The organism is Haloferax sp. Atlit-10N (assembly GCF_003586325.1).
In the GTDB taxonomy this organism is placed as follows: Archaea; Halobacteriota; Halobacteria; order Halobacteriales; family Haloferacaceae; genus Haloferax; species Haloferax prahovense.
Map to the genome: position 1 here is coordinate 242,735 of NZ_PSYX01000002.1, position 24,171 is coordinate 266,905.

General features: G+C 65.1%; 25 protein-coding genes. 14 read left to right on the top strand and 11 right to left on the bottom strand.

Translation table 11 applies throughout. The annotated features are described in order from the left end of the window. The first annotated feature begins 183 nt into the window (after nt 1-183). From tgtA to C5B91_RS08350, 3 genes are all read left to right on the top strand, one after another. Nucleotides 184-1,758: a tRNA guanosine(15) transglycosylase TgtA gene (gene tgtA / locus C5B91_RS08340; RefSeq protein WP_115819705.1), complete on the top strand. Its 1,575-nt coding sequence runs from the start codon at nt 184-186 to the stop codon at nt 1,756-1,758. Nucleotides 1,759-1,831: 73 nt separating this feature from the next. Next, the gene (locus C5B91_RS08345; RefSeq protein ID WP_004041883.1) at nt 1,832-2,107 is read left to right on the top strand and encodes a winged helix-turn-helix domain-containing protein; all 276 of its coding nucleotides are present in this window, start codon (nt 1,832-1,834) and stop codon (nt 2,105-2,107) included. A 79-nt stretch (nt 2,108-2,186) separates the two neighbouring features. Further along, nucleotides 2,187-2,492, top strand: a complete 306-nt coding sequence (locus tag C5B91_RS08350) for a hypothetical protein (protein WP_042662634.1) — start codon at nt 2,187-2,189, stop codon at nt 2,490-2,492. Between the two features lie 49 nt (nt 2,493-2,541). On the opposite strand, the gene epsC is transcribed toward C5B91_RS08350, so the two are convergent. Then, entirely contained in the window at nt 2,542-3,405 is an 864-nt protein-coding gene (gene epsC / locus C5B91_RS08355; protein ID WP_008096310.1) for a serine O-acetyltransferase EpsC, read from the bottom strand. A 276-nt stretch (nt 3,406-3,681) separates the two neighbouring features. Here epsC and C5B91_RS08360 point away from each other — a divergent pair, with 276 nt between their 5' ends. Next, a complete protein-coding gene (locus C5B91_RS08360; protein ID WP_008096307.1) occupies nt 3,682-5,661 on the top strand; it encodes a PGF-CTERM sorting domain-containing protein in 1,980 nt (659 codons plus the stop codon). 133 nt (nt 5,662-5,794) lie between these two features. Here the strand turns inward: C5B91_RS08360 and C5B91_RS08365 are convergent, their stop codons facing one another. After that, nucleotides 5,795-6,256, bottom strand: coding sequence for a hypothetical protein (locus tag C5B91_RS08365; protein ID WP_008096306.1), 462 nt, complete (start codon nt 6,254-6,256; stop codon nt 5,795-5,797). A gap of 133 nt (nt 6,257-6,389) precedes the next feature. Between C5B91_RS08365 and C5B91_RS08370 the strand changes: the two genes are divergently transcribed. The 6 genes from C5B91_RS08370 to C5B91_RS08395 all read left to right on the top strand — a co-directional run bounded on the left by C5B91_RS08370 (nt 6,390) and on the right by C5B91_RS08395 (nt 11,604). Beyond that, complete coding sequence (locus tag C5B91_RS08370; RefSeq protein WP_049913663.1) at nt 6,390-6,749, top strand: hypothetical protein; 360 nt, start codon at nt 6,390-6,392, stop codon at nt 6,747-6,749. 124 nt (nt 6,750-6,873) lie between these two features. Then, entirely contained in the window at nt 6,874-8,631 is a 1,758-nt protein-coding gene (gene arcS / locus C5B91_RS08375) for an archaeosine synthase (RefSeq protein WP_049967462.1), read from the top strand. Between the two features lie 223 nt (nt 8,632-8,854). After that, the gene (locus C5B91_RS08380; protein WP_008096297.1) at nt 8,855-9,124 is read left to right on the top strand and encodes a hypothetical protein; all 270 of its coding nucleotides are present in this window, start codon (nt 8,855-8,857) and stop codon (nt 9,122-9,124) included. A gap of 98 nt (nt 9,125-9,222) precedes the next feature. After that, a complete protein-coding gene (locus tag C5B91_RS08385) occupies nt 9,223-9,531 on the top strand; it encodes a hypothetical protein (protein WP_004976186.1) in 309 nt (102 codons plus the stop codon). A gap of 184 nt (nt 9,532-9,715) precedes the next feature. Continuing rightward, the gene (locus C5B91_RS08390) at nt 9,716-10,105 is read left to right on the top strand and encodes a hypothetical protein (RefSeq protein ID WP_049967463.1); all 390 of its coding nucleotides are present in this window, start codon (nt 9,716-9,718) and stop codon (nt 10,103-10,105) included. Nucleotides 10,106-10,701: 596 nt separating this feature from the next. Beyond that, complete coding sequence (locus C5B91_RS08395) at nt 10,702-11,604, top strand: hypothetical protein (RefSeq protein WP_008096293.1); 903 nt, start codon at nt 10,702-10,704, stop codon at nt 11,602-11,604. A 15-nt stretch (nt 11,605-11,619) separates the two neighbouring features. On the opposite strand, the gene C5B91_RS08400 is transcribed toward C5B91_RS08395, so the two are convergent. Then, complete coding sequence (locus C5B91_RS08400) at nt 11,620-12,738, bottom strand: hypothetical protein (RefSeq protein ID WP_008096291.1); 1,119 nt, start codon at nt 12,736-12,738, stop codon at nt 11,620-11,622. A 110-nt stretch (nt 12,739-12,848) separates the two neighbouring features. On the opposite strand from C5B91_RS08400, the gene C5B91_RS08405 reads away from it, so the two are divergent. Continuing rightward, the gene (locus C5B91_RS08405; protein WP_008096289.1) at nt 12,849-13,871 is read left to right on the top strand and encodes a DUF5305 domain-containing protein; all 1,023 of its coding nucleotides are present in this window, start codon (nt 12,849-12,851) and stop codon (nt 13,869-13,871) included. Between the two features lie 33 nt (nt 13,872-13,904). On the opposite strand, the gene C5B91_RS08410 is transcribed toward C5B91_RS08405, so the two are convergent. The 4 genes from C5B91_RS08410 to C5B91_RS08425 form a co-directional block, all read right to left on the bottom strand. Further along, nucleotides 13,905-14,498, bottom strand: coding sequence for a hypothetical protein (locus tag C5B91_RS08410; protein ID WP_049967465.1), 594 nt, complete (start codon nt 14,496-14,498; stop codon nt 13,905-13,907). Nucleotides 14,499-14,593: 95 nt separating this feature from the next. Beyond that, entirely contained in the window at nt 14,594-15,214 is a 621-nt protein-coding gene (locus tag C5B91_RS08415) for a hypothetical protein (protein ID WP_008096285.1), read from the bottom strand. Between the two features lie 42 nt (nt 15,215-15,256). Then, nucleotides 15,257-15,988, bottom strand: a complete 732-nt coding sequence (locus tag C5B91_RS08420; protein WP_115819704.1) for a hypothetical protein — start codon at nt 15,986-15,988, stop codon at nt 15,257-15,259. Nucleotides 15,989-15,991: 3 nt separating this feature from the next. Then, nucleotides 15,992-16,600, bottom strand: coding sequence for a hypothetical protein (locus tag C5B91_RS08425; protein ID WP_115819703.1), 609 nt, complete (start codon nt 16,598-16,600; stop codon nt 15,992-15,994). Between the two features lie 451 nt (nt 16,601-17,051). On the opposite strand from C5B91_RS08425, the gene C5B91_RS08430 reads away from it, so the two are divergent. Beyond that, nucleotides 17,052-18,212 carry a signal peptidase I gene (locus C5B91_RS08430; RefSeq protein ID WP_115819702.1) on the top strand — a complete coding sequence of 387 codons (1,161 nt, stop codon included), beginning with the start codon at nt 17,052-17,054 and terminating at the stop codon, nt 18,210-18,212. Between the two features lie 49 nt (nt 18,213-18,261). Here C5B91_RS08430 and C5B91_RS08435 read toward each other — a convergent pair whose 3' ends face one another. Further along, on the bottom strand, nt 18,262-20,058 hold the full coding sequence (locus tag C5B91_RS08435) for a hypothetical protein (protein WP_115819701.1): 1,797 nt from the start codon (nt 20,056-20,058) through the stop codon (nt 18,262-18,264). Between the two features lie 357 nt (nt 20,059-20,415). On the opposite strand from C5B91_RS08435, the gene C5B91_RS08440 reads away from it, so the two are divergent. Beyond that, entirely contained in the window at nt 20,416-20,673 is a 258-nt protein-coding gene (locus C5B91_RS08440) for a hypothetical protein (protein ID WP_049967468.1), read from the top strand. 23 nt (nt 20,674-20,696) lie between these two features. Here C5B91_RS08440 and C5B91_RS08445 read toward each other — a convergent pair whose 3' ends face one another. Then, complete coding sequence (locus tag C5B91_RS08445) at nt 20,697-21,092, bottom strand: response regulator (protein ID WP_008096273.1); 396 nt, start codon at nt 21,090-21,092, stop codon at nt 20,697-20,699. A 99-nt stretch (nt 21,093-21,191) separates the two neighbouring features. Then, complete coding sequence (locus C5B91_RS08450) at nt 21,192-22,379, bottom strand: tubulin/FtsZ family protein (protein WP_049968564.1); 1,188 nt, start codon at nt 22,377-22,379, stop codon at nt 21,192-21,194. A gap of 124 nt (nt 22,380-22,503) precedes the next feature. On the opposite strand from C5B91_RS08450, the gene C5B91_RS22635 reads away from it, so the two are divergent. Next, entirely contained in the window at nt 22,504-22,965 is a 462-nt protein-coding gene (locus tag C5B91_RS22635; protein ID WP_008096269.1) for a zinc finger domain-containing protein, read from the top strand. An 84-nt stretch (nt 22,966-23,049) separates the two neighbouring features. Here the strand turns inward: C5B91_RS22635 and C5B91_RS08460 are convergent, their stop codons facing one another. Next, nucleotides 23,050-24,072 carry a cell division protein FtsA gene (locus C5B91_RS08460; RefSeq protein ID WP_008096267.1) on the bottom strand — a complete coding sequence of 341 codons (1,023 nt, stop codon included), beginning with the start codon at nt 24,070-24,072 and terminating at the stop codon, nt 23,050-23,052. Nucleotides 24,073-24,171 lie beyond the last annotated feature (99 nt).

Genomic DNA, 24,171 nt, shown 5'->3' on the forward strand with positions numbered 1-24,171 from the left:
GTTTCCCAGTTCTGCTAATCTCTTTGTAAACTGTTCGCCCAAAAAATCACGTTTGATACCCTTGCTGTATATTTTCTAGAACATTTCAACGCATGCACCGATTTCCGGTCGTGCGTCTGTTTTTGCGCGCACGGCCGACCCGCGAACGCAACCCTTACCGCCGCGCTCGGGAAACGCCACTCCATGCGCGACCACTTCGAACTCCGCGACGGGGACCTCGCCGGCCGAATCGGCCGTCTGTCGGTCCCGCGTGCGGGGGTCACCGTCGAGACGCCGGCCCTCCTGCCGGTCGTCAACCCGAACATCGACACGATTTCGCCCGCGCGGTTGGAGTCCGAGTTCGGCGCGGACATCCTCATCACCAACTCCTACATCATCAAGACGAACGAGCACCTCCGCGAGGAGGCGCTCGACGTGGGCCTCCACGAGATGCTCGATTTCGACGGAGCCATCATGACCGATTCGGGGTCGTTCCAGCTCGCCGAGTACGGCGAAATCGACACGACGACCGAGGAGATTCTCCAGTTCCAACGCGACATCGGGACCGACATCGCCACGCCGGTCGACATCCCGACGCCGCCGGATGCCGACCGCGAGCAGGCCGAAGCCGACCTCGAAATCACGAAGCGAGCCCTCGCCGACGCCGAGGCGGCCGACACGGGTGAGATGCTCGTCAACGCCCCCGTTCAGGGGTCGACCTATCCGGACCTCCGCGAGGAAGCCGGCCGTCACGCCGACGCGACCGACCTCGACGTGTTCCCCGTGGGCGCGGTCGTACCGATGATGAACGCCTACCGCTACGACGACATGGTCGACGCCGTCGCGGCCGCCAAGCGCGGCCTCGGCGTCGACGCCCCGGTCCACCTGTTCGGCGCGGGTCACCCGATGATGCTCGCGCTCGCCGTCGCGCTCGGTTGCGACCTCTTCGACTCCGCCGCCTACGCACTCTACGCCCGCGACGGCCGGTATCTCACGGTCCGCGGGACCGAACACCTCGAAGACCTCGAATATCTCCCGTGTACCTGCCCCATCTGTACCGAGTACTCGCCCGACGACCTGCGCGCCGCGGGGTCGAAAGAACAGGAGCAACTGCTCGCCGAGCACAACCTCCACGTCACGTTCGCCGAACTCCGCCGCATCAAGCAGGCCATCCGCGACGGCGACCTGATGGAACTCGTCGAGGAGCGCGCCCGTTCGCACCCGGCGATGCTCGACGGCTACCGCGCCCTCCTCGACCACGTCGACCAACTCGAACGCGAGGACCCCGCTTCGAAGGGCGCGTTCTTCTACGCCTCCAACGAGAGCGCCCACCGGCCCGAGGTCGCACGCCACCACGCCCGGATGGACCGCCTGACCGCCGAGGGCCACGTCCTCCTCACCGAGGGCGGCACCCCCTCCGGCGACGACTTCGACGCGACGTGGCGGGTCGTCCCGCCGTTCGGCCCGTTCCCGCGGTCGCTCTCCGAGACGTACCCGCTCACCGCCGAGGTCCCCGAGCGACTCGACCGCGACGCCTACGAGCAGGCCGCCCGCGGCGTCTCGCGGCTGGTCGAGGAGAACCCCGACGCGGCGTTCACGCTGGCGCACGACGACTGGCCCGAGTCGGCGCTCGCCCGCGTCCCCGAGTCGGTCGAGCTGGAGTCGCTTTCGACGGTCTCCGAGCGGTTGGGCGACGAGGCGTCGTCCGAGGGAGACGACGAGGGTGACGCCGGCGACGAGCGCGACGAGGGCGACTCGGACGGACTGTCAGACGAGTAGCGCCGACCCGGTCGGTCGCGTCGGCGTCTGTCGGTCGATGCTCTTAGGTTCACCCGACGTATCAACGAATACGATGGAGGCTGTCCTCTGGTACGTGCTCACGGGAACCCGCGGCGGCGAAAACCGTGTGCGTATTCTCAAGACCGTAGAGGAGCAGCCGCGAAACGCCAACCAACTGGCCGAGACGCTCGACCTCGACTACAAGACCGTCCGGCACCACCTCGACGTGCTCATGGACAACGACGTGGTCCAGCGGAGCGGCGACGACTACGGCGCGGTCTACCTCCCGTCGCCGCGGTGTCGCGCCAACTGGGAGACCGTCGAGACGATCGTCGAGCGGATGGACTGAGCATGCGAGTCACAGACGCGGTGATTATGGAAAGATTTGGGAAAGCGTATATCAGGATGACGGGGAAAGGAGAGAACGAATGAGTATCTGGGTGGACGTCGCGACGGTCTCCTCGGGCGTCAACGTCGTCGTGCTTCTCGCACTATCGGCGGTGTGGGCCCGAAACTACCTGACCTTCAGGTCCAAACACGCCGTCGGACTCCTCGTGTTCGGGGTGTTCCTCCTCGCCGAGAACGCGCTGGCGTTCTACATGTACATCCTCGACCCGACGCTCTCGGGGTGGTTCAGCACCGACGTGCCCGTCATCGCCTGGCGGCTGATGATGCTGTTGCACGTCTTCGAGACGTTCGGCCTCGTGTTCCTCGCGTGGATCACGTTCGACTGAAAACACGATTTTCCCCGCTCCCGTCCGGTTTTGACGCACCTTCGCCCGCTCAGTCGCGGTGTTTCCGCTCGTGGGTCGGGTGTTCGGAGATGAAGACGCTCGTGTGGTCCGGCACGTCCTCCGTGACCCACGAGTTCGCGCCGATGCTCACGTGGTCGCCGACGGAGACCGCGCCGAGCACCTTGGTCCCCGCGCCGATGACGACGCTATCGCCGATGTCCGGGTGGCGCTTGTATCCCTTCTTGAGCGAGTGCTCGTCGTCTTCGTCCTCCTCGAAGTGGAGCGCGCCGAGGGTCACGTCCTGATAGATGCGCGCCCACTCGCCGATGGTCGTCGTCTCGCCGATGACGACGCCGGTGCCGTGGTCGATGAAGAAGTAGTCGCCGATGGTCGCGCCGGGGTGGATGTCGATGCCCGACTCCATTTTCGCGTACTCGGCGAGTTCGCGGGCGTATTCGGGCGCGCCGGCCTCGTAGAAAGCGTTGGCGACGCGGTGGACGATAATCGCCTGCACGCCGGGGTACGACCGGATGATTTCGATGTAGCTGCGCGCGGCCGGGTCGCCTTTGTAGGCCGCCTCGACGTCCTTCTTCAGCGTCTCGCGGATGTCGGGGAGCCGCCTGACCACCTCGTCCACGACGGGTGCGGGGTCCTCGTCGGCGTAGGGGTCGATACCGGAGTGACAGAGCGCGGCGAAGTTGGCGACCGCGTCGCGGAGGAGTTCCTCGTCGCCGACCCACGGCCCCGCGTTCCAACAGCGCGGGAACAGGAGTCGCTTGATGAGGTCGACGTCCTCTCGCAGGTGATTCCGCCGCGGGAACGAAAGCGACGTGTCCGTGGGGAAGGGGTCGTCGTCGGCGTGGTAGGACGCCGCGAGCCCGAGGTGCGCGTCGCCCGAGTAGGTGTAGGACATCCGATAGCGATAGTTGGTGGACGAGCGGTATTTAACCCCGTCTCATCGGGCCCGATTCGCCGCCTTCGAGTCGCGGATTGTGTGTTCGAACTGGCGCTCGGCAGCCGGCGTGTTCGCTCTGTCGAACCGGCGTGAGCCAACCGCCCGATAAGGCTTCTGGCCGGCGAAATCGGGCGACTGGGGGCACATCGGGGAGAGATTTGGGTGACAGTTCGGAAAATCTTCTTTTAAATATTCGTCCCCCTCTGAGACATGCGACGCACACTCGCAGTGTTGATGACACTCGTCGTGGTCGTCGGGGGCATCCCGGCGGCCGCAGCGGCACAACAGGAGACCGCGTCCGTCTCCTTCGAGAACCAAGCAACGGGCGGCACAACCGTGACGGTCGACTCCGTCACGCTCCCCGACGGCGGCTTCGTGACGATTCACGACGCCTCCGTCACGGACGGCAACGTCCTCGGGAGCGTCGTCGGCTCGTCGATGTACCTCGACGCCGGCACCCACGAGAACGTGACCGTCCACCTCGACGAACCGGTCGGCGAGTCCGGCACGTTCGTCGCCATGCCCCACATGGACTCCGACGGCGACCGCGTCTACTCGTTCGTTGCGGCTAACGGCGAGGCCGACGGCCCGTACACGGCTGACGGGAGCGCCGTCGTCGACACCGCGATGGTCAACGCGAGCGCGACCGTCTCGATGTCCGACCAGCCCACGACCGGCGACTCGGTCGTGGTCGACCGCGTCGAACTCTCGCAGGGCGGCTTCGTGACGATTCACGACGCGTCCGTCACCGAGGGTGCGGTGTTCGAGAGCATCCGCGGCACCTCCGCGTACCTGCCCGCCGGCGTCCACGAGAACGTCCGCGTCGAGCTGGACGCGCCCGTGACCGAGAACACGACGCTCGTCCCGATGGCGCACATGGACACCGACGGCGACGAGATGTACACGTTCCCCGAGTCGGAAGGCGAGACTGACGGCCCGTACACGGCTGACGGGAGCGCCGTCGTCGACACCGCGATGGCCATGCCCTCCGACACCGCGAGCGTGAACTACACCGCGAAGGCCACCGGCGGCTACTCCGTCGTCGTCGATTCGGCGTACCTGCCCGACGGCGGCTTCGTGACGATTCACGACGGCACCGTCACCGACGGACAGGTCTTCGAGAGCATCCGCGGCACCTCGATGTACCTCGAACCCGGCCTGCACCACGACGTGCGGGTCACCCTCGACTCGCCGCTGAACGAGACGACCACCGTCGTCCCGATGGCCCACATGGACACTGACGGCGACGAGACCTACACCTTCCCCGAGTCGGAAGGCGAGGCGGACGGTCCGTACACGGCTGACGGGAGCGCCGTCGTCGACAGCGGCAACGCGACCGTCTCCGCCAGCGTCGACTACACGATGAAGTCCTCGGACGGTGCGACCGTCGTGGTCGACCGCGTCGAACTCTCGCAGGGCGGCTTCGTGACGATTCACGACCCGTCGCTGTCGGGCGGCGCGGTGTTCGATAGCGTTGTCGGCACCTCGATGTACCTGCCCGCCGGCGTCCACGAGGACGTCGAAGTCACCCTCGACGAGCCGATTCGCTCCTCGCAGGTGCTCACCCCCATGGCACACATGGACACCAACGACAACGAGGCCTACGACTTCGTGACCAGCGAGGGCGAGTCCGACGGCCCCTTCACGGCTGACGGCGGCGCGGTCGTCGCCAGCGCCCACACCTCGGTCAACGCGGTCGTGACCGCGATGGACCAGTCCGGCGACGGCACGACCGTCACCGTCGAGTCCGTCACGCTCCACGACGGCGGCTTCGTGACGGTCCACGACGCGACGGTCACCGAGGGCCAGGTCTTCGAGAGCGTCCGCGGCACCTCCGCGTACCTCGAACCCGGCACCCACGAGAACGTCGAAATCACCCTCGACACGCCGCTCGAGGAGTCCGGCACCGTCGTCCCGATGGCGCACATGGACACCAACGGCAACGAGGCCTACGACTTCGTGACCGGTGAGGGCGAAAACGACGGGCCCTACGTGGCCGCCGGCGGCGCGGTCGTCACGACCGCCGACTACACGGTCGAAGGCACGATGACCGAGACGCCGACCGAGACGATGACCGACGAACCCACGACCGAGATGACCGACGAGTCGATGGAGACGACGAGCGAGTCCTCCACCGACGCGCCCGGCTTCGGCCTCGTCGTGGCCCTCGTCGCGCTCGTCGCGGCGGCGCTCGTCGCCGCCCGGCGTCGGTAATCCCGCTGACGACGCACCGGCCCCCAACTACACAGAGGCACCCTTTTTCGTACGCCGCGCGGGCCACAAGCCACCCCCGCGCGGCACGCGCCCCGCTTTGGGGTTATTTCGCGCTGTCGAGCGTGAGCACCGACTATTCCGACGAACGCATTCGCGCCGCGTAGTCCCACGTGTGCACCCGCTCGGGTCGGATCCGAATCATCACCTCGTCGCGCTCGGGCGAGAGCAACCGCTCTGCCAGTTCCGAGTCGGTGCCGCCGAGATACCGGACGATGAGTCGCCGCAGGACCGTCTTCTCCGCGTCGGGCTCGACGGTCGCGGTTCCCCGGCCGCGGACGCCCCGGTACGGCGGGTCGTTCGTCGAGATTTCGAACGCCACGTCGTCGTGGGCGCGGAGGAACCGCACCACGTCGGCGTCGGCCGCGGTGGCACACCGGAGTTCGGTCGCCTCGGCGTCCCACTCGTACCACAGCGAGAGCATCCAGAGGTCGTCCGTCGGGGTGCGACACGAGAGCCGAATCGGGACGGTCGCGTCGGCGAGGAAGTCGTCGACGCGGTCGCGCGACCACGGACCGGTGGGGTCGGAGGCGTTCATAGTGGTCGTTCGGGCGGGGCAGGCTAAATTCGGTAGGCTCGGTGGAAGTAGAGCGGCCGAAGCGGTGCGACTCGGTTGCCGGCGCGTTCGCCGTGCCACCAGACATACGAGTGTCTGGACACAAGTACACGTGATGACGGACACAGACCTCGGTACGGCGGTAATCGTCTACGACGACCCCGACGAGGGAACCGTCGAGAAACGCGTCGAAAACGAGAACATCGCCTACTTTCAGGACCACTGGATCGTCAAACTCGACGAGGACGCCGGCGGCAACGACGTCGTCCGCCGGATTCCGATTCAGCGAGTCCACTACGTCGAGCGCTCCGTCGAGGAGTTCGAAACGGAGGTCAAGACGCTCCGAAACCAGGTCGAGTCGTTCGCGAAGAACCTGCAGTCGTCGCTACTGGGCGGTACTGACGACGCCGACGCCGACGCGCGAACGGAAGAACCCCAGCGCATCGAAGTCGAAGACGGTCGGTCGAGCGAGTAACCCGGTTCCGGTTCGTTGCCGCGTTCTTCGCGCGGTGTGCCTCCGGCGAGAGCCCGCAGTCACCCCCTGTCTCGGCGCGCCCGCAGAAGACAAGTTAATTGCCTATCGGGGGCCGAAAGCGGGTATGACCGACTACTTCGAGGTTCACGCCCGCGACGGCGCCGCCCGAATCGGGGAGTTGCGGCTCTCCGACTCGGTGACGACGCCGGCGGTCGTGGACGACGCGCTCGCGGACGCTGGCAGCCTCTGGGCGGCCGAGCGCGAGTTCCCCGACGGCTCCGACGACGTGCTGACCGTGCTCCCCCACCGCTCGCTTCCCGCGGGGAGCGCCGACGAGGTCCGCGAGTCCTTTTCGGTGGACTACCCCGACGTGGACTTCCCCTCGGCCGCCGTCGTCACCGCCGACACGGCCGCCGACTACGGCGCTGACGCCTACATTCTCTCCGACGCGCAGGGCTTCGTCGGCCACGCGCGCGCCTTCCGCGACAACGTCATCGAGGCGAAGGAGAACCTGCCAGCCGACACGGCGCTCATGCTCTCGGGCGTCGCCACGCCCCGGAACGTCTCGCTTCTCGTCTACGCGGGCGTCGACCTCGTCGACGAGAAACTCGCCCGCGCCCGCGGTCTCGAAGGGTTCTACCTCACGAGCGACGGCGAGTACTTCCTCGAAGACCTCGACGAATTCCCCTGTGCCTGCGAGGCCTGCCGCAAACCAGCCTCCGAGTTCACCCGCGCCGACGCGGCCGACCACAACGCCAACGCCCTGCGCGCCGAACTCGCGCGGGTCCGCCGCCGCGTGCGCGACGGTCGGCTCCGGGACTACGTGGAGGGGCAGGCCCGCCACGACCAGTGGCTGACCGCCCTGTTCCGACGGTTCGACCAGCAGTACAACTTCATGGAACAGCGGGTTCCCGTCATCCGCGACTCGGAGCTCACCGCGGCCTCCGAGGAGTCCATCGACCGCGTGGAGATTCAGCGGTTCGCCGACCGCGTGACGAAGCGCTATCGGAATCGCTTCGACAACCCGCTCGTGCTCCTGCCGTGTTCGGCGAAGAAACCCTACAGCGAGTCCCAGAGCCACCGGCAGTTCCAGGAGGCCGTCCAGTACCGCGCGCACATGGTGTCGATGACCTCGCCCATCGGCGTCGTCCCGCAAGAACTCGAACTCACCTACCCCGCCCAGCACTACGACTCGGTCGTCACGGGCGACTGGTCGGAAGACGAGAAGTCGTTCGTCGCCGAGGTGCTCCGGCGCTATCTGGAGCGCAACGACTACCCGCGAATCATCGCCCACGTCCCGCCGGGAGCGTACACGGAAATCGTCGAGCGCGTCGCGGACGACCTGAACCTCGACGTGGAGTTCACCGTCTCGGAACACCCGACGACCACGGAGTCCATCGGGAACCTCATGCGGACGCTCGACGGCGCGCCCAAGTTCACCCGCGAGGAGCGCGAGCACAACGTCGTGAAAGCTCTCGCAGACTACCAACTCGGCCCGGGCGCGGGCGACGCGCTCTTCTCCGACGTGGAGTTGGAGATGACGAGCCGCTACCCCAAACTGCAGGTGTGGAACGACGAGGGCGAGCAGCTGGCAACGATGGTCCCGCAGTACGGCGTGCTCTCCTTTACGCTCGAAGGTGCGAAGGTGTGGCGCGACAGCGACGCGCCGACGAAGACGGTCGAAATCGACGGGTTCGTCCCGCACGGGTCGGTCCTCGCGCCGGGCGTCGTCGACGCCGACGAGGACATCCGGCCGGGCGACGAGGTTATCGTCGAGGGACCGAAGGCGTTCGCCATCGGCCGCGCCGAGATGGGCGGCCGCGAACTGGTCGAGTCCACGCGCGGTATCGGCGTCGAGATTCGACACGTCGAAGAGCGGTGACGCGAACGCGGGGCGGGTGACGCGTCCCCGACTCGCCTCGGAAATCGCAGGACATCTCGTCGCCACCGACCGAAGTTACTTAACTTTGATATACTTATCGACGTCGTTAATCGGCTCCGAAACGCCAGTAAATGGTACGTATAGTGGGTTTCCTATCGAATCCGAAACGTCGGAATTATCACGTCGCTATAACTTTAAATAGTATCACGTCCCAACGTGGGCCATGATGGCAGAACGATACGAGGGGGAGCGGTTGGAGTTCGACGAACTCCCCGACGACGGGACGGTAGACTGGACAATTACCCAGGCGCTGTTGGCGGCGAGTGACTCCACGTCGCGGGCCTTGGAATCACACTTGTTGCAGGCGCAGTACCACGATGACGCCGGAGCCGACACGGCGGCGACGGCGCGGCATATCGACGACGCAATCGACCGCCACACGCGGATTATCGAGGACTTGCGCCTCGCACGCGACGCGCTCGACCATCGGTAAGACCCGAAATCGCCGCCCTGTCGCCCCTCGCCGCGCGAACCCGACCGCACGACCTCCCGATAAGCTGTTTATTTAACAGCGGCTGCGAACAACCATGTATGAAGTTGGCCGTCCCAACTGACTTCGATATCCTCGAGGCACTCTCGGACAGGAGGCGGAACACCGCCGTGAATCTCTCGTATATCCTCGATAAGAACCGTTCGTACATCAACACGCGACTGCCGATTTTAGCGGACTACGACCTGTTGGCGCGAGTCGGGCCCGCGCCGAACTCCGGGTTGTACGAAATCACAGACAAGGGGCTGGTCGTCATCGACAACCGCGACCAGTACCGGACAGACGGCGTCGACTTCGACGCCCTCGTCGAGTCCGAACTCAGGGCGCGGACCGACGAGACGAACGCGTAACAGAGCAACGCGCCGCAACCGGAGGTCGGGACGGCCTTCGGAGGCACCCCGGCGCGCTGTTCTCGGTGACGAGTGGCGACGCTGTTCGACACCGCCATCCCGACGGCGTCGTAGTGTCGGAGTACGTCCGCGCCGTGCTGCGACCGTCGCCGCCTTTTTGCCGCCTTGCCGCCCAGTTCGAGGTATGGATATCGAACCACTCTCGCTCGGCGTTCCGAAGCCCATCATCGACTCGCTTCCGGAGGCCGACGGCACGGCGGCACAGGACATGCAACGCGCCGTCGAGGGACTCGAAACCCGACTGAACCGGGCCATCGACGGCGCGGAGACGGAAGCGGAGGCCGCCGGCTACGTGGTCGACGCTCTCGAACGCCTCGAAGGCCACTATGAACGCTACGACGAGTTCATCCCCGAACTCCGCGCGTGGGGGCAATCGCCCATCTACGCCATCGCGTGGCGGAACCTCCAAGCGGACCTCATCCTCCAAATCGAGGAGTACGACTGGCTGAAGCCGCATATCGACCGGGAACGAAACCTCCGACTGGTCGAAGACGGCATCAGATTTGGCAAATAGCTAATACAGTACATTTTCTGACTAGATTGGTCGACTCTCCCGCCCGAGTCGCGTTTTACCTAACAATAGTATTGCTAAATATAGACACATCTACTACGCAGTTGTGCGACCCCACGTCGCGCCCAGAACAGAATCTACGGCGTGACAACCCCTACGAACTAGACAAAAACTGTCCAATCAGGTTCTCATTCGAACCTACCGGGAAGAAACCCACGCACCTGTACTCATTTGGATTATCGCGTATTCTGTATCCTTGTCCACCGATTCTGTGAACCGATTCCAGAAGCCCCCAATATTGTCCAAATATAGCAATACTAATACCTCGAGTTCTACCATAAATTCGAACAGACGAAATATCCACTTCGATATCAATTCCCTTTACCATACGAAATTTGTTAGTTTACCTGCTTTCCCCTGAGACGGGATATAATGCGATGCTGTCTTTCGCCGGCAAAGCCCCATACATTAAGTGAACCCCCTACGAGTTCAAAACAGTGAAACACGTTGGGAACAGAGCACGTTCTCGCTCTCGTTCCCGCTCAGTCGCCACCGCTTCACGAACTCCCTCGCAACCATGCTCACACCCATCGGCCACTATGGCAGACCGTGACGATGCGGAGTCGGGAGACTCCGACACCGAGATACAGGACTCGCCGTCGTTATCTGACCTTGCGGACCGCGTGGAAGACGGGACGCCGACCTCGGATAAATCGGGTGACACCGTTTCGCCGGCGGGAGAGGACGGGCCGACGACCGACCGGACGCCATCGGCGCTCTCCGAACTGGCGGAATCGATTCGGCGGAAGCAGGGTTCGTCGGCGTCGCTACCGGACGACGAGGCGTCCGAGTGGGACCTCATCGACGACCGCTCGGACACGCCGTTCGACGAGGCGAACTTCGACGAGAAGGCGGAGGCGGTGTTCGACCTCGTGTCCGAGCAGTCCAACATCCTCATCGTCGGCCCGGCGGAGACCGCAGCGGAGTACAGCCTCTGTACGCAGCTCATGACCGGTGATTCGGGGGCCGCAAACCAGCTTCTCGTGTCCATCGAGACGACGCCCGAAGAGCAGCTCAACATCCTCAACAACTATCGCGTTGGGAGCGTCGAAAACCAGACGCTCATCAGCGTCCAGTCGTACGACGCCTCCGGGACAATCGACGCCGCCGACCTGCCGATAACTATCAAGACCGTCACGAAGGCGACGGACCTCCGTCGCATCGGACTCCTCATCACGAAATCGCTGAACGAGTGGGGCGAGTCGTCGGTCCAATCGACGCTCTGTGTGCACTCGCTTTCGAACCTCATCACCGCGGTGAACAACAACCAGCGCCTCTTCCGGTTCCTCCACATCCTCACGAATCGCATCTCCTCGGCGGGCGCACGCGCCCATTACCACGTCGACCCGGCGCGACACGACGACCAGACGCTCCGGACCTTCAAATCCCTGTTCGACGCGGCGATAGAGTTCGAGGCCGACGGGTCGCTATCGCTCGGCTGAGGCGGGCGTCGCGCCTCACCGGAAGTCGTCTTCGTTCCACTCGAACGTGCTCTCGTCGGCGTCTATCGCCGCGTCCGGGTCGATAGCCCCCGTCGCGTCCGACGTCTCGTCGGTCCCGGTCGTCCCGTCGTCGCCGGTCGATACCGACTCGAACGAGTCGATTATCTCGTTGACCGCCGCCCGACTCTGGCTCACCGTGTGGTCGGACGTTCCGGGCGCGTCGCGCTTCGGTTCGGACGTTTGGCCGCCGGAGTCCGCGGGGTCCCGCGCGCCGTCGCGGTCGGGTCGAGCGGTCGTCTCCGACGCGCGCCGCGTGCCCCCGTCGCTACTCGCGACCGTCACGGTGTAGTCGGTGAGCACGAGCCACTTGGTCTCTTTTTCGACGCCGTGCAGCGGGCGCTGACAGTTCGGACACTCCGGGCTGGTGAGAAGCGCGAGGTCGATGCTCTCCCCGCAGTGTTCGCAGTCTCCCTCGTGGGTATCGGCCTCCTTTGCGGCCTGTTTCACCCGACGCAACTGCTCGCGTTCGGCCCGTATCTCGCGTATCTCGGCCCCGTACTGCGTCTCGATTTCCTTGAGTTTCGTCTCGACGCGGTCGTCGGTCTCGACGAGGTGTTCGAGAATCGTCTGGAGGTTGTCGAACTCGTCGTCGAACCGCGCGTCGAGCGTCTGATGTCGCTCACGGAGCGCCGATTCGACCTCGTCGAGTTCGGCCGATAGGTCTTCGACCTCGTCGAGTGCGTCTTCGACCTCGTCCAGTCGCGTCGTAAGCGTCTGAACCGACTGTTCGAGGCGCGCGCGCCGCTGTGCTTCCGTATCGACCTCCGATTGAAGTCCCTCGATGAGTTCGAGGACCTCGGCTAGTTCGTCGTCGCTCACGGGCTTGTTCGGTTCCGTATCATCTCTGGACGGCGAGCGCGTCGCGCTCTTCGCCTCGCTGGGTCTCTCGTCCGAGGCGTGGCTGTCGCGACCCAGAAGTTCCGTGATCTCGTTGAGCTGCCAGTGCGACGCGAGCAACTCCTGGCACAACTGGTCGCGCGACTTACCGGTCTCGCTCATTCGCTGGTCCAGCCAGGCTTCGAACGACGACGGAGTCTCGTTCGCTCGGTCGTTGTCGACGGGGTCGGAGACCATGTACTGTACTGCCTCGCAGAATCTATCGCTCGCTAGGACAAAAGTTTTCTTGCGCCTCGAACTATCTGCCCGTATGTACATCCCGCGAGTGCCGCGCTCCCCTCTCGATAATGGGATTTGACGACCGCCTCGAACTCTTCGTCACGCAGCAGGCTCGGGTGCTGGTCGCCGTCCTCGCCATCGCGGGCGTCGCGTGTCTGGTCGCCGCCGGCTACGTCTTTCTCACGCCGACGACGCAGACGGTGACCGAGGAGACGAACGTGCAGTCGGTCGAGACCGGCGTCGACACGCGGGCGGTCGTCACCCAGAACACGACGCTCTACGAGCGCGGGTCGACGCTGGAGAACCGCTCTGTCTACTTCATGACGATTTCGCCCGACGTGTCGTTCCGCGTCCACACCGACGTCCCCGCGAACCAGTCGGTCAACGTCACACAGCAGTTAGTCCTTCGCACCGTCGGCGTTCGGGACGGCACGCCGTTCTACGAGAACGAGACCGTTCTCCTCGACGAACAGACGCTCGTCACCGACGGGACCGTCGTCGACGCGCCCTCGCTCAACGTCTCCACGCTCGACCGCGACCTCCAGCAAAAGCGGACCGAGACCGGCGGCGTCGGTCAGTTCAGGACGAGTCTCAACCTCACGGTCACGTACCAGACGGGCTCGTACAGCGGCACGCTCGAAGCGAGCACGCCGCTCGCGTTCTCCGGGCGGGCCTACTACCTCGAACGGTCGCTGGCCGACGACCGGCGGCACTCGACGACCGTCGCGCGGACCGTGACGCGACCGCCGAACCCCGTCGAGTACGGCGGACTCGCCGCGGCCGCGTTGGTGCTGTTCGGACTCGCGGGCCTCGTCATCCGCACCGAGTACCGAAGCGACCCCGAGGAACTCCGCACGAGAATCTCGCACAGCCGCCACGAGGAGTGGATTTCCCGCGGCGAGTTCCCGACCGACGCGAACAAGCCGTACATCTCGATTCTCACCCTCGAAGACCTCGTCGACGTGGCCATCGATACGAACCGGCGCGTCATCTTCGACCCCGAAATCGAGACGTACGCCGTCATCGACAGCAGCGAGATATACTACTACTCGCTCGACGAGACGAACACGCACGCGTGGCTCAACCTCTGAGCCGGACCTTCGGGCGTGAACCCTCCTACGGCGCTACGGCGGCCGTTCGAGGTTCTCGAACTGATAGCGGCGGTTCGTCACGGTGTGGTACGCCGCCGAGAGGCCGAACGCCGCGACGATGACGGTCGGGTAGGCGAGAAGCGGGACCGTCCCCGTCGGGAGCACGTCGGCCCACAGGGCCGCCACGATGAGACTCGACAGGACCGAGAGGCCGAGGTAGTACACCCCCCACGGAACCGAGTTCTCGGGGACGATGTCCATGTAGATGTCGAGGCGCTCCATGCGCTCCGTGAGTTCGACTTCGCCCCGGTCGTAGCGGAGGACGCCGGCCTGTTCGAGCCGCGGTAGGTGCGTCTGCTGGAGCGACGTGTAGACGGTTTTTCGCTCGGCGGAGGTCAGCTCCGAAATCTCCTTGTCCTGTTCCCACGCCGCGACCTGCTCTGCGAGGTCTCCGAGTTCGACCGCGCCGTCGGCCCGCTTGCAGTAGTGGAGGGTGTACCGCCGGCGGTGGTTGCTCATCAGGTCGAAAATTTCGTCGCGCGTCAGCGCGTCGTCGGCCTCGCCGCCGTCGTCGCGCTCCGAGGGTGACGCGCGGCCGAGCAACCCACCGGCACCGCTGGGACTCATCTATCGACCGTCGATACTGCCCCACCGCACATAGTTCCTCTGCTGTCAGCGGCTGCACAGATACCGCCTCGCGCGGCGTGCCGACGGCCCGCCCGTCAGTCACCGGCCGACGACGACTCCCGCTCGACGTGAATCCGTAGCGTGGCGCTGTACGCCTCGGGGTCCGGAAGGTCCTCCAGCGTGCTCGGCCCGGTCCACGGGATGAGGTTAATCTGGAGGCCGAACGGGACCGACTCACCCGGCCCGAGGACCCCCTCCGGCCCCGACACCGCCGTGCTCACGTCGAGCAGGTCGTCTCCGTCCGTGCCCGGGGCGAGCGCCTCGTCGCCGGCGGTGATTTGGAGCGCCGCCTCGACGTCTTCGAGCGTCGAGTCCGAAAGCGAGTCGCTCGCCACGTCGAACTCGAAGTAGACGCCGTCGATGTCGGCCTCGCTGACGTTGGTGAGGCGGACGATATCCTCGAAGCGCGTGATAGCGCGCTTGTTGACGCCATTCTCGTCGCCGCCGGGAGTAAGCCGCGTCACGTAGCCGGACGCGTTCGTTTCGACGTGAATCGGGGGGTCGTTCGCCGCCGTGAGAGAGAGGTAGTCGGGTGCGACGATGCGAAAACTCGCCCCCGACGTTGACTGGGTCGTCGTCGTGGCGCTCACGCCGAGGACGCCGCCGACGATGAAGAAATTGCTGAGAACGAAGAGGGTCTGGCGGCGTGTGGGCATGGATGGGAGCGACGTATTTGGTTCAGTCGCGTGAGCGCGTCGTTACTGCGTCGGTTCTGCGACTGCCGTGACTTCCTCGATGAGGGTGATGTTCTCGCTTACGTCTCCGAACGTCCCGCTCGTGTCGAACTCGCTGGAGATGTTTCCGAGCGTCGCGTCTGTCTCCAGCGACACCGGAACTCTGCTACCCGAGTCCGCCGACGCTGCCACGGTGACGAAGTTCTGAGGATTGTGAGTGGACTCGTTCGGGTCCGACGAGATGACGTTGCCGTCCGAGTTGACGAACTGGAACGCCTCCTTGGCGGTCGCCGGAGTGACGGTTCCGCCGTTCGTGGTGACTGCGTTCCCGAACGTGGTGAACTCGAAGCCGACGTCGTACGCGGTGTCGGGATTGTTGTTGACGATATCGAATATCTTCCCAAGGTCCTGTGCGCCGCTTCCCTTCTCGATGGCGACCTGAATCTCTATCATGCCACCGCTGCTGTTCGAGTTATCGATGACGTGGACCGCCGGGAGGTCCATCTGTTCGAGGCTCCCGAAGTCGATACCACCGGCGGCCGCGTCGCCGTCGGCGTCATCGTTGTCGTCTTGGAACACGGAGACGTTCGCTCCCGGGTTGTCCGGAACCGTAATCGAGATGTTCGCCCCCGGCGAGACGACGCGGAAACTCCCGTCTTCGTTCGACGAGAGGACTTCGGTCGCGCCCGTCCCGAGGACCGTCCCGGTTCCGACTGCGAGCGTTCCAATTGCGGTGATGACGTTGCGTCGTTTCATAGATTAGCTCGACGTGGTGGTCGTAGTGGAATCAGTTGAGACCGCGAAGATGCTTAGGTCGACGGAATCGTTCGCACCCGTTGACGACACGGTTGTATCGACTTTAACATCGACAGTTACTGACTCTCCGGGATCAAGCGTAGGTGTGTTCGGACTGTCGAGGCTTCCAACTGAGAAAGTCACATCGACGTCCTCAGAACTGTCACTACTCCCAACAGTTAGCGTGACACTCCCTTTGAGATCACTTGTCTCTGGAACCGCAGTACTAGAACTACCAAGACCGACCTGAACGGAGTTGTTTGCCTCCGCAGAGTTGTTCGTAATCGTGAAGACGTCCGTGAGCGTCGTCACCGCGTTCTCGTTGAAGCCTGCGTCTTCCCCGCTTCCTTGTCCGTCCGCGTCCAACGTCAGCCGCAGCGTACCGTCTGTATCGTCGTCCACGTACGGGCTGCTAGACCCCAGCTGAAGGAACGCGCTCCCGTCGCCAGCCGTACTCACACTCACTTCACGCGCCGCGCTCACGGTCGTAAACGCGCCCGTTCCGACGAGTGCGCCGCCGCCGCCGACGAGTGCTCCGAGTCCGATCAAGATGTTGCGTCTGTTGATTGCCATGGTTGTGTTCTCCCTGACACAGGTGACTGCGTCGTTGTCTCTCCCAACAGAGCCTACCCACTTTGTATTCCGGTGCTTGAACGAGTTCTCGGTCGTCGTTCCGTTCGACAAGCCCGGCTTTCTCCCCGTCGAGTCGGGTTCAAGCCCACCTTTCGGGGCGCATTTTCGACGTTCAAGCGAGGGTTTAACACAGAAAAAATCGGCTCGTAGTCTATCGATTTCCGTTCGCCCCCGACACTCGTGGGTCGAATTTTCGTGGGCATTGGTAACTCGGTCCTCTACTCATGGTACCATTGAACAGGATATACTAGCACATCGAAATCGATGGTCCCCGACTCGTGACGCGTCGCGACCCCGCCGACGCCTGCGCGCGCAGCGTTCGCGGGCGCTGTCGGGTGGGCGAGACGGCGATAGGTAATTACGGATTCGCGCGTAGTGTCTCATACACGCCGTGAAACTCAGCGACGTCCTCGAATACGCGGTGCTCGGCTTCCTCGTCCTCGCCGTCGTCGCGCTGCTGTTCGGGCAGGCGCTCGGCCAGCCGGTGCTCCTCGGCTACGTCGAGACGGGGAGCATGGCACCGACGATGGAGCCCGGCGACGGCTTCATCGCGGTTCCGTCGGTGTTCCTCGAAGACCCCGAATCCGGCGACGTGGTCGTGTTCAACGCGCGAGAGCTCCACGGCGGCGGGCTGACGACCCACCGGGTGGTCAGGTGGACCGAAGAGGGGTACATCACGCGCGGCGACGCCAACCCCTTCACCGACCAAGAGAGCGTCGAGCCGCCGGTCAAGCGGTCCCAAATCGTCGCCGAGGCGCTCCAGGTGAACGGGAACGTCGTCGTCATTCCGCAACTCGGTGCCGTCGTGGGGGCGGTGAACGGGCTCGCAACTGGCGCGTTCGACCTCCTCGGGAGCCTCCCGGGGTTCGAGAGCGCCGCCGACGGGGAGCCCTCCCCGATGTTCCTCGTCGCTATCGGTGGGATTCTCATCGCGCTGAGCCTCGTGTTCGACGGCTCCGGCGGCGGCCGAAAACAGAGCTCGCACAGCCGTCGCCGCCCGGACTACTACACGAGCGGCGTCGTCCTCTTCCTGCTCGTCGTCATCGTCGTCACGCCCGCGACGCTGAGTATGGTTCTCGGGTCGGGGCCGACGGAACTGACCATCGTGAGCTCCGAGTCGCCGAACGAGAACCCGCTCGTCGTCGGCGTCGGCGAGACGGCGACGGTCGACTACCGCCTGACGAACAACGGCTACGTTCCGGTCATCACCGTCGTCGAATCGCGCGACCCGGGCGTCTCGTTCGGCCAGTCCGTGTTTGTGGTCCCCGGGAAGGGGTCGAAAAACACGACGCTCACCATCGAAGCGCCGGACCGAACCGGCGCGTACGACCGCGAGATACGCGAACAACTGTACGTCCCCGCGCTTCCGCAGACGGTTATCCTCGGTTTACACGAGGTTCATCCGTTCCTCGCAATCGCGGCTATCGACGCCGTGTTGGCGTTCGTGACGCTCCTCGTGAGCGTCCTCGCGCTCGGTCTCGGCCCGATTCGGTTGCGCTCGACCGGCCGGAACGTCTCGCTCGTCGAACAGTTCAGACGCAAGTATCTGTGAGTGCGCTGGACGCCGGGGGTCTGCAGCGTACGCGCGCGCCCGACTTCGACTACCCGCGAATCTGTCCGGCGCTCGGCGTTCCGGTCACTCCCGCGCCGCCGGGGTCGTAGTCGAGGGTGTCGTCTCGGTCTCGGATTTCGAGGCCGTCGACCGAGAGCGTCGCCGACGCGTCGCCGAGTTCGACGGCGAGTTCGGCGTTCGTGGTGCGCAGGTCGGCGTCGCGGAGGAACGCGTCGCCGTCGGCCGAAAGCGACACGTCCGCGTTCGTCGTCTCGAAGACGCTCTCGTTCGCGCGGAGGTCGCCCGCGGATTCGACGGTAATCTGCGCGTTCTTCGTCTTGACCGTCGCGCCGTCGAGCGTCACGTCGCCGACCCCCGACTGGAGGTCGATCTGGGCGTTTTTCGTCTTGATAGACGCGCCCGCGGCACCGATGCGTTCGCCGGTGAGGTCAATCTGTTTTTCCCCGTGGACCGTCGCGTCCTCGATGTCGAGGAGGCCGTCGTCGGCGTCGAGCGAAATCTGTCCGTTGACGACCGTAATCGAGGCGTTCCGGGCCGACACCGTCTCCCCGCCCACCTCGATGTCGCGGTTCCGGTTCTGGAGGCTCGCGTCGCGGATGTCCACGGGACCGTCGTCGGCCGCGAGGTCGATTTTCCCGTTTCGCGCGCTGATGCTCGCGCCGCGAGCCTGAACCGACTCGCCCGAGACGGTGACCTTGCCGTTCCGGTTGTCGAGCGTCGCTCCCGTGACGTTCACGGGACCGTCGTCGGCCGCCAGTTCGATTTCGTCGTTCGTGTTCCGGATGGTCGCGCCACCGGCCTCAATCGTCTCTCCAGTCAGTTCGACCTTGTCGTTCTTCCCCCGGACCGCGCTCTCGCGCACGTCGAGCGTCCCGCTGTCGGCCGCGAGTTCTATCTTCCCGTTTTTCGCGTCTATCGTCGACCGACGGAGCGTTATCGACTCGCCCGAGAGCGTGACCTGGCCCCAGTCGGAGTTGACCGTCACGTCGGTGAACTCGATGCTCGTCTCCGCCTCGATGTCGACCGAATCACCGCTCGTGAACGTCGTGTGCGTGACGACGACGCGCTTGGCCGAGATGTCGATGGAGCGCCAACTGTTGTCGATGGTGCCGTTATCGGTCCCGACGACGAGCACCGCGTCGTCGTCGTTGAACGTCGCGACCTCCTGTTCAGTCAGGACGCGTTCGCCGTCGTCGTAGGCGATGTCCTCGTCACTGTCGACGTAGGCGACGCCGTTCGACGGCCCCGGTGGGGTGCCCTCGCCGCCATCGCTCCCGTCGCCGCTATCTCCGTCGTCGTTGCCGCCGCCGTTCCCGGGGTCGTCGTCGCCGTTCCCGGGGTTCCCGCCGCTGTTCCCGCTCGTGCAATCGTACTCGACTCGCGCTTCGAGCGTCGCACCGGAGATAGAGACACCGTCCGCCTGCGCGGAATCGACTTCGACGACGAGTGTCGCCACGCCGCTCCCCGCGTTCGGTCGCCGGCAGTAGGCCGTCACCTGGTGCTCGCCGCTCCGGCTGAGCGTCGGAGAGCCGCCCGACTGCGCGAGCGAAAGCGCGTTCACGTCGAATCTGGCGGTGTAGTCGACGGTCACGTCGGTGCCGAGGTTGTTCACGATTGACCCGACCGCCACGGCGTTGCCGCGGCCGGGGCTCGTCACGACCTCGCCGGTCGGTTCGAGCGCGACGAGGGCTCGGTCGTCGTCGACGACCGAGACGTCGACCGGCCGCTGTCCGGAGACCGAACTAAAACTGCCCGTCGGAACCGCGGCGAGGGTGACGCCGAGCACCACGATGAGGACGCCGGCGTACCAGAGATTCTGATTCATGCGACGGTCTCCAGAGCCTACTCGTCCGTAGGACGTGGAGCGCCTTGTACACACCGACTGACGGCGGTTCGGTCGGCCGCGCTTCTCGTCCGGCGGATGTGACTCTTGAGAACAGTTTCGCCCCGTAAAGGGGTGACCGAACCTAAGGGGAAGGGGGGAAGGGGGGATGAGTTCGGTCAAGTGGATGCGTCCGAGGGGTTACTCTGTACGGTGCTGCATCCAACTAAACACAATCACTTCGAATATATAAATGGTTCTGATTGTCAATCTGAAGAACAATCTCTCAGAAGATGTAACGATGTTACACCTATTACATCTATTGAAACGACTATGCTCCTCGGTATCGTATTCCCTGTTATGGCGGAACACACACCGGCACGACGGCCCAGCGACGCACTCGAGCGGGCGACGGCTCACGTCGACCGCGCCGAGGAACTCCTGTGGGAGTGCGCTCGCGACCTCCCGGACGACGCGGACGACGAGTTCGACCGGCTCTTCGAGCGGTTGTGGGCCGTACAGAACGAACTCGGACGGGTCTCGCTCCCGGCCGCCGACGCGGCCGACGAGGCGGAGCAGACGCTGGGCCCTTTCGACTTCCCGTCGACCGACGACTGACCGGTCCCGACTGGGTTCGGTGACTACTCCGCTTGCCGTTCTAACCACTCTCTCGCGTCGGTGACGAGGTCTAACAGCGCCTCCTCAATGGGGCCCTCGCCCGCGAGGTTCACGCTCCAGGTGACCTGCGACTGTACCGCTTGGAGGTTGAGCATCGTGTTCTGGATTCGCGACGCCAGCACCACCGGGACCGTCGCGTCGAACCGCCGGATACCCTTGACCGCCTCGACGCCGTCGAACACCGGCGGGGCGTGGAGGCAGATGACGAGATGGGTCGGTGCCTCGGTCAACCGTTCGAACAACTCTCTGCTCGACTCCACGAACTCCACGTCCACGTCGGACTGTGCTATCGCCGAATCCGCGGGTTGCGGGCCGTACGCGAGGATGCGCGGCGTCGCCGCTATGCTGGTCTCAGACACGCACCTAGCTGTTCGCCGAGAGAGTATTTGACACTTTCTCCGGAACGAACCGCCGCCGGCCGCACCCCTGCTTCGGCGGCGGTCTGCGACGCGACCGGGTTAAAACAACGTATCGAGGCGCTCGTCGACGACGCCCTCCGCATCGCCGCCGGCGTCGGCGCTCGTGTCGTCGGCCTCGCGGTCACGGCGGTCCCGCTCGGCCTCGACGGCGGTCGACCGGACCTCGGCCACGCGGTCGCTCCGCGACACGTCGCCGAGGAGGACGAGCACGCCGACGTGGTTCGACTCGGGGAGCGGGTAATCGCCGCCGCGGACCTCCATGCTCCCGGTCTGCTCTTCGACCCACGTCCGACTCCGCTCGATGGCCTTCCGGTTGAGCCACTCGGGCGGGCCGCTGACGACGACCAACCCGCGGGACGCGGAATCCACGTCACACGGGAGGGTGAGCCGACCGAGCACCGCCTTCCGCGTCTGGGTCGTGATGCGGTTGATGGAGTCGAGTTCGTCCACCGACGACGACCCCCCGCCCAGCAGTCCCTTGATGCTGAACCCGCCGCCGTCGTCGCTCTCGGGGAGTTCGCTCGCCGCGTAGCCGATGGTCGAGATGCCGCCGCCGCGGAGGGTGTTGATGACCTCCGAGGAGTCGACGACGCTCTCGCCGACCGTCCCCGACTCGCTCACCTCGCCCGAGGCGAAGAGGATGCCGAGGCGTCGCACCAGCTCTTCGTTCATCGAGTCGTGGGCCGCCGAGACGTCCTCGCCGGCGTTCGCCCACGCCCCGTTGTCGAACGCGAACACGTGGTCGGTCACGTCCACGAACGTCTTGAGCGACCGCGCGGCGTTGCGCGAGTAGAGCGCCCCCTCGTCGGCCGCGGGGAGGATGCCGACGCCGTAGATGGGCTGTTCGTAGATGCGCTGGAGGTGCTTCGCGAGCACGGGGGCCGCACCGCTTCCCGTGCCGCCGCCGAGACCGGCGAAGATGAGAAACGCGTCGGCCGTGGAGGTCGGTGCGCCGTCGGTGCCGCGAAGGAGCTGTCGGCTGTCGCGCTCGGCGAGTTCGGCGGCGAGTTCGTTGTCCGCGCCGACGCCGTGACCGCTCACCTCGTCCGCGCCGAAGAGGATGCGGTTCTCCTCGGGGACGAGGTCGAGGCCGCGGAGGTCCGCCGACGCGGTGTTGTACGCCACCGCGTCGACGACGTAGTCGGCGTTCGTGCGCTGTTCGTACCGAAGGAGGGCGTCGAGAACGTTCCCACCCGCTTGTCCAACTCCGAAGCAAAGGACCTTCATCGTCTCTTTGTGGCACGCCATTAATGGTGAATCTTCTGTTAGCGGACTGTCACACGTGGTTCTTCGGCCCCGCCGCCGACGGGGTAGTTCTATACGACCCGGGCGAGAACCACCGGCAAACTGCATGACCTGTCCGCGGTGTTCACAGCCCCTCTCGACGCTCTCGCTCGACGGCCGCGCGGCGCGCTACTGCGAGCGGTGCGGCTTCGTCGGCGTCGAGACGGTCCACGAGCGTGACGCGCCGAACCGAGAGTCGTGGGACGACGCGATAGCCCGCTTTCACGCACGGGCGGTCCGCGGGGCGCGCGAGCGCGACGAGGGCGTGGCGGCTGGAGACGAAGGCGGTGACGACGAGTCCGCTGACGGCGACAACGAGTCCGAACCCGGGGGCGACGAGGCTGACGACGCCAACGGGGCGGACGACGTCGCCACCGACGAGAGCGACGCGACTGAAGGTGTCGCTGAGTCCGGAGCCGTCGAGGCCGACGAGACGGGTGACAGCGACGCCGCTGACCGCGAGCCCAGCGACTACCAGCGCAAAAACGGGGAGGACGGCGACCGCGGGGACCGCACGGGAGACGAGTAACGCGCTCGCTCGCGCGCTCCCGGCGGCGCGTCGACCTCGGTCGTGACGTACTGTCCGGTCGGGTGCGTCAGTTCGGGTCGGCGCTCAGTTCGATTCCGGCGCGGCTTCTGCTTCGGGTTCCGGTTCGGGCTCTGGTTCCGAGGCGCTCCCGCCGGACTCCTCTTCGGAGCGGGCGGCGACGAGCGACCCGCGGGCGACGCTGTACAGCGGGCGGTCGATGCTCCGGACCTCGTTGACCGAGAACGGAATCGTCGAGTCTTCGAGGTGGTGTTCGAACAGCTCCTCGAAGCCTTTCGGACTGGAGGTGCCGCCGGTAACGACGACGGGCACGTCGAGGCCCTCCTCGATGTCTTCCTCGTCGACCTCGCGCTCGATGTTCTCGATGACGTAGTCGAGGAGGTTCTCGTAGTAAATCGACAGCGCGCCCTCGACGCCGCCGACGTCCGTCCGGAAGTCGAGTTGGAAGTCGTCTTCCTTGATGGACGTGACCTTGTCGACGGCCGTGCCGGTGGCCTGGGCGGTCTGCTGGTCGATCCAGTCGCCGCCGCGGGCGATGGAGAACTGCATGACCGGCACCGCGTAGTACGCCAGGCAGATGTTCGTCATGCCCGCGCCGAAGGAGACGCCGAGACCGGTGAAGTTGTTGTCGGCGAGTTCGCTGTAGATGACCGCCATCCCCTCGTTGATAGGTTCGGGGTCGTAGCCCATGTCGCCGAGCATCGATTCGAGCGTCTTGTCGTGATACAGCGTCGAGAGGTCCGAGTCGATGGGGTCCGCCGGACTCGAATAGAAGAGGCGCTCGTTCGGCCGGGAGGGCGAGCCGACGACCTGCTCGATGATGAGCTTGATCATCGGAATCGCGGAGGACTCCTCGCTGGAGAGGATGCCGTGTTGCATCGGTCGGCGCGTCTCCTTGCCGAAGATGTTCGCGAAGTTGAGCGCGTCGTCGCCGACGACGTACACTTTGTCGTCCTTGCGGATGTGGAGCACGTCGCTCCGCGAGAGCATCTGCTCCGCCATGTCGCTGTAGTCGATTTCGACGAACGAGTTTCGCTGCTGGACAAATACGGTCTCACTTCCATCCTGGCTCGCGGACAGGATGTTCATGGTACCTACGTCAAGGCCTTTCGCCATACCTCACGCGTCGTAGGGCTGTCGCATAAATCTGTATGCGCTTTTGACATTCACTTCCGCCAATGAATCCAA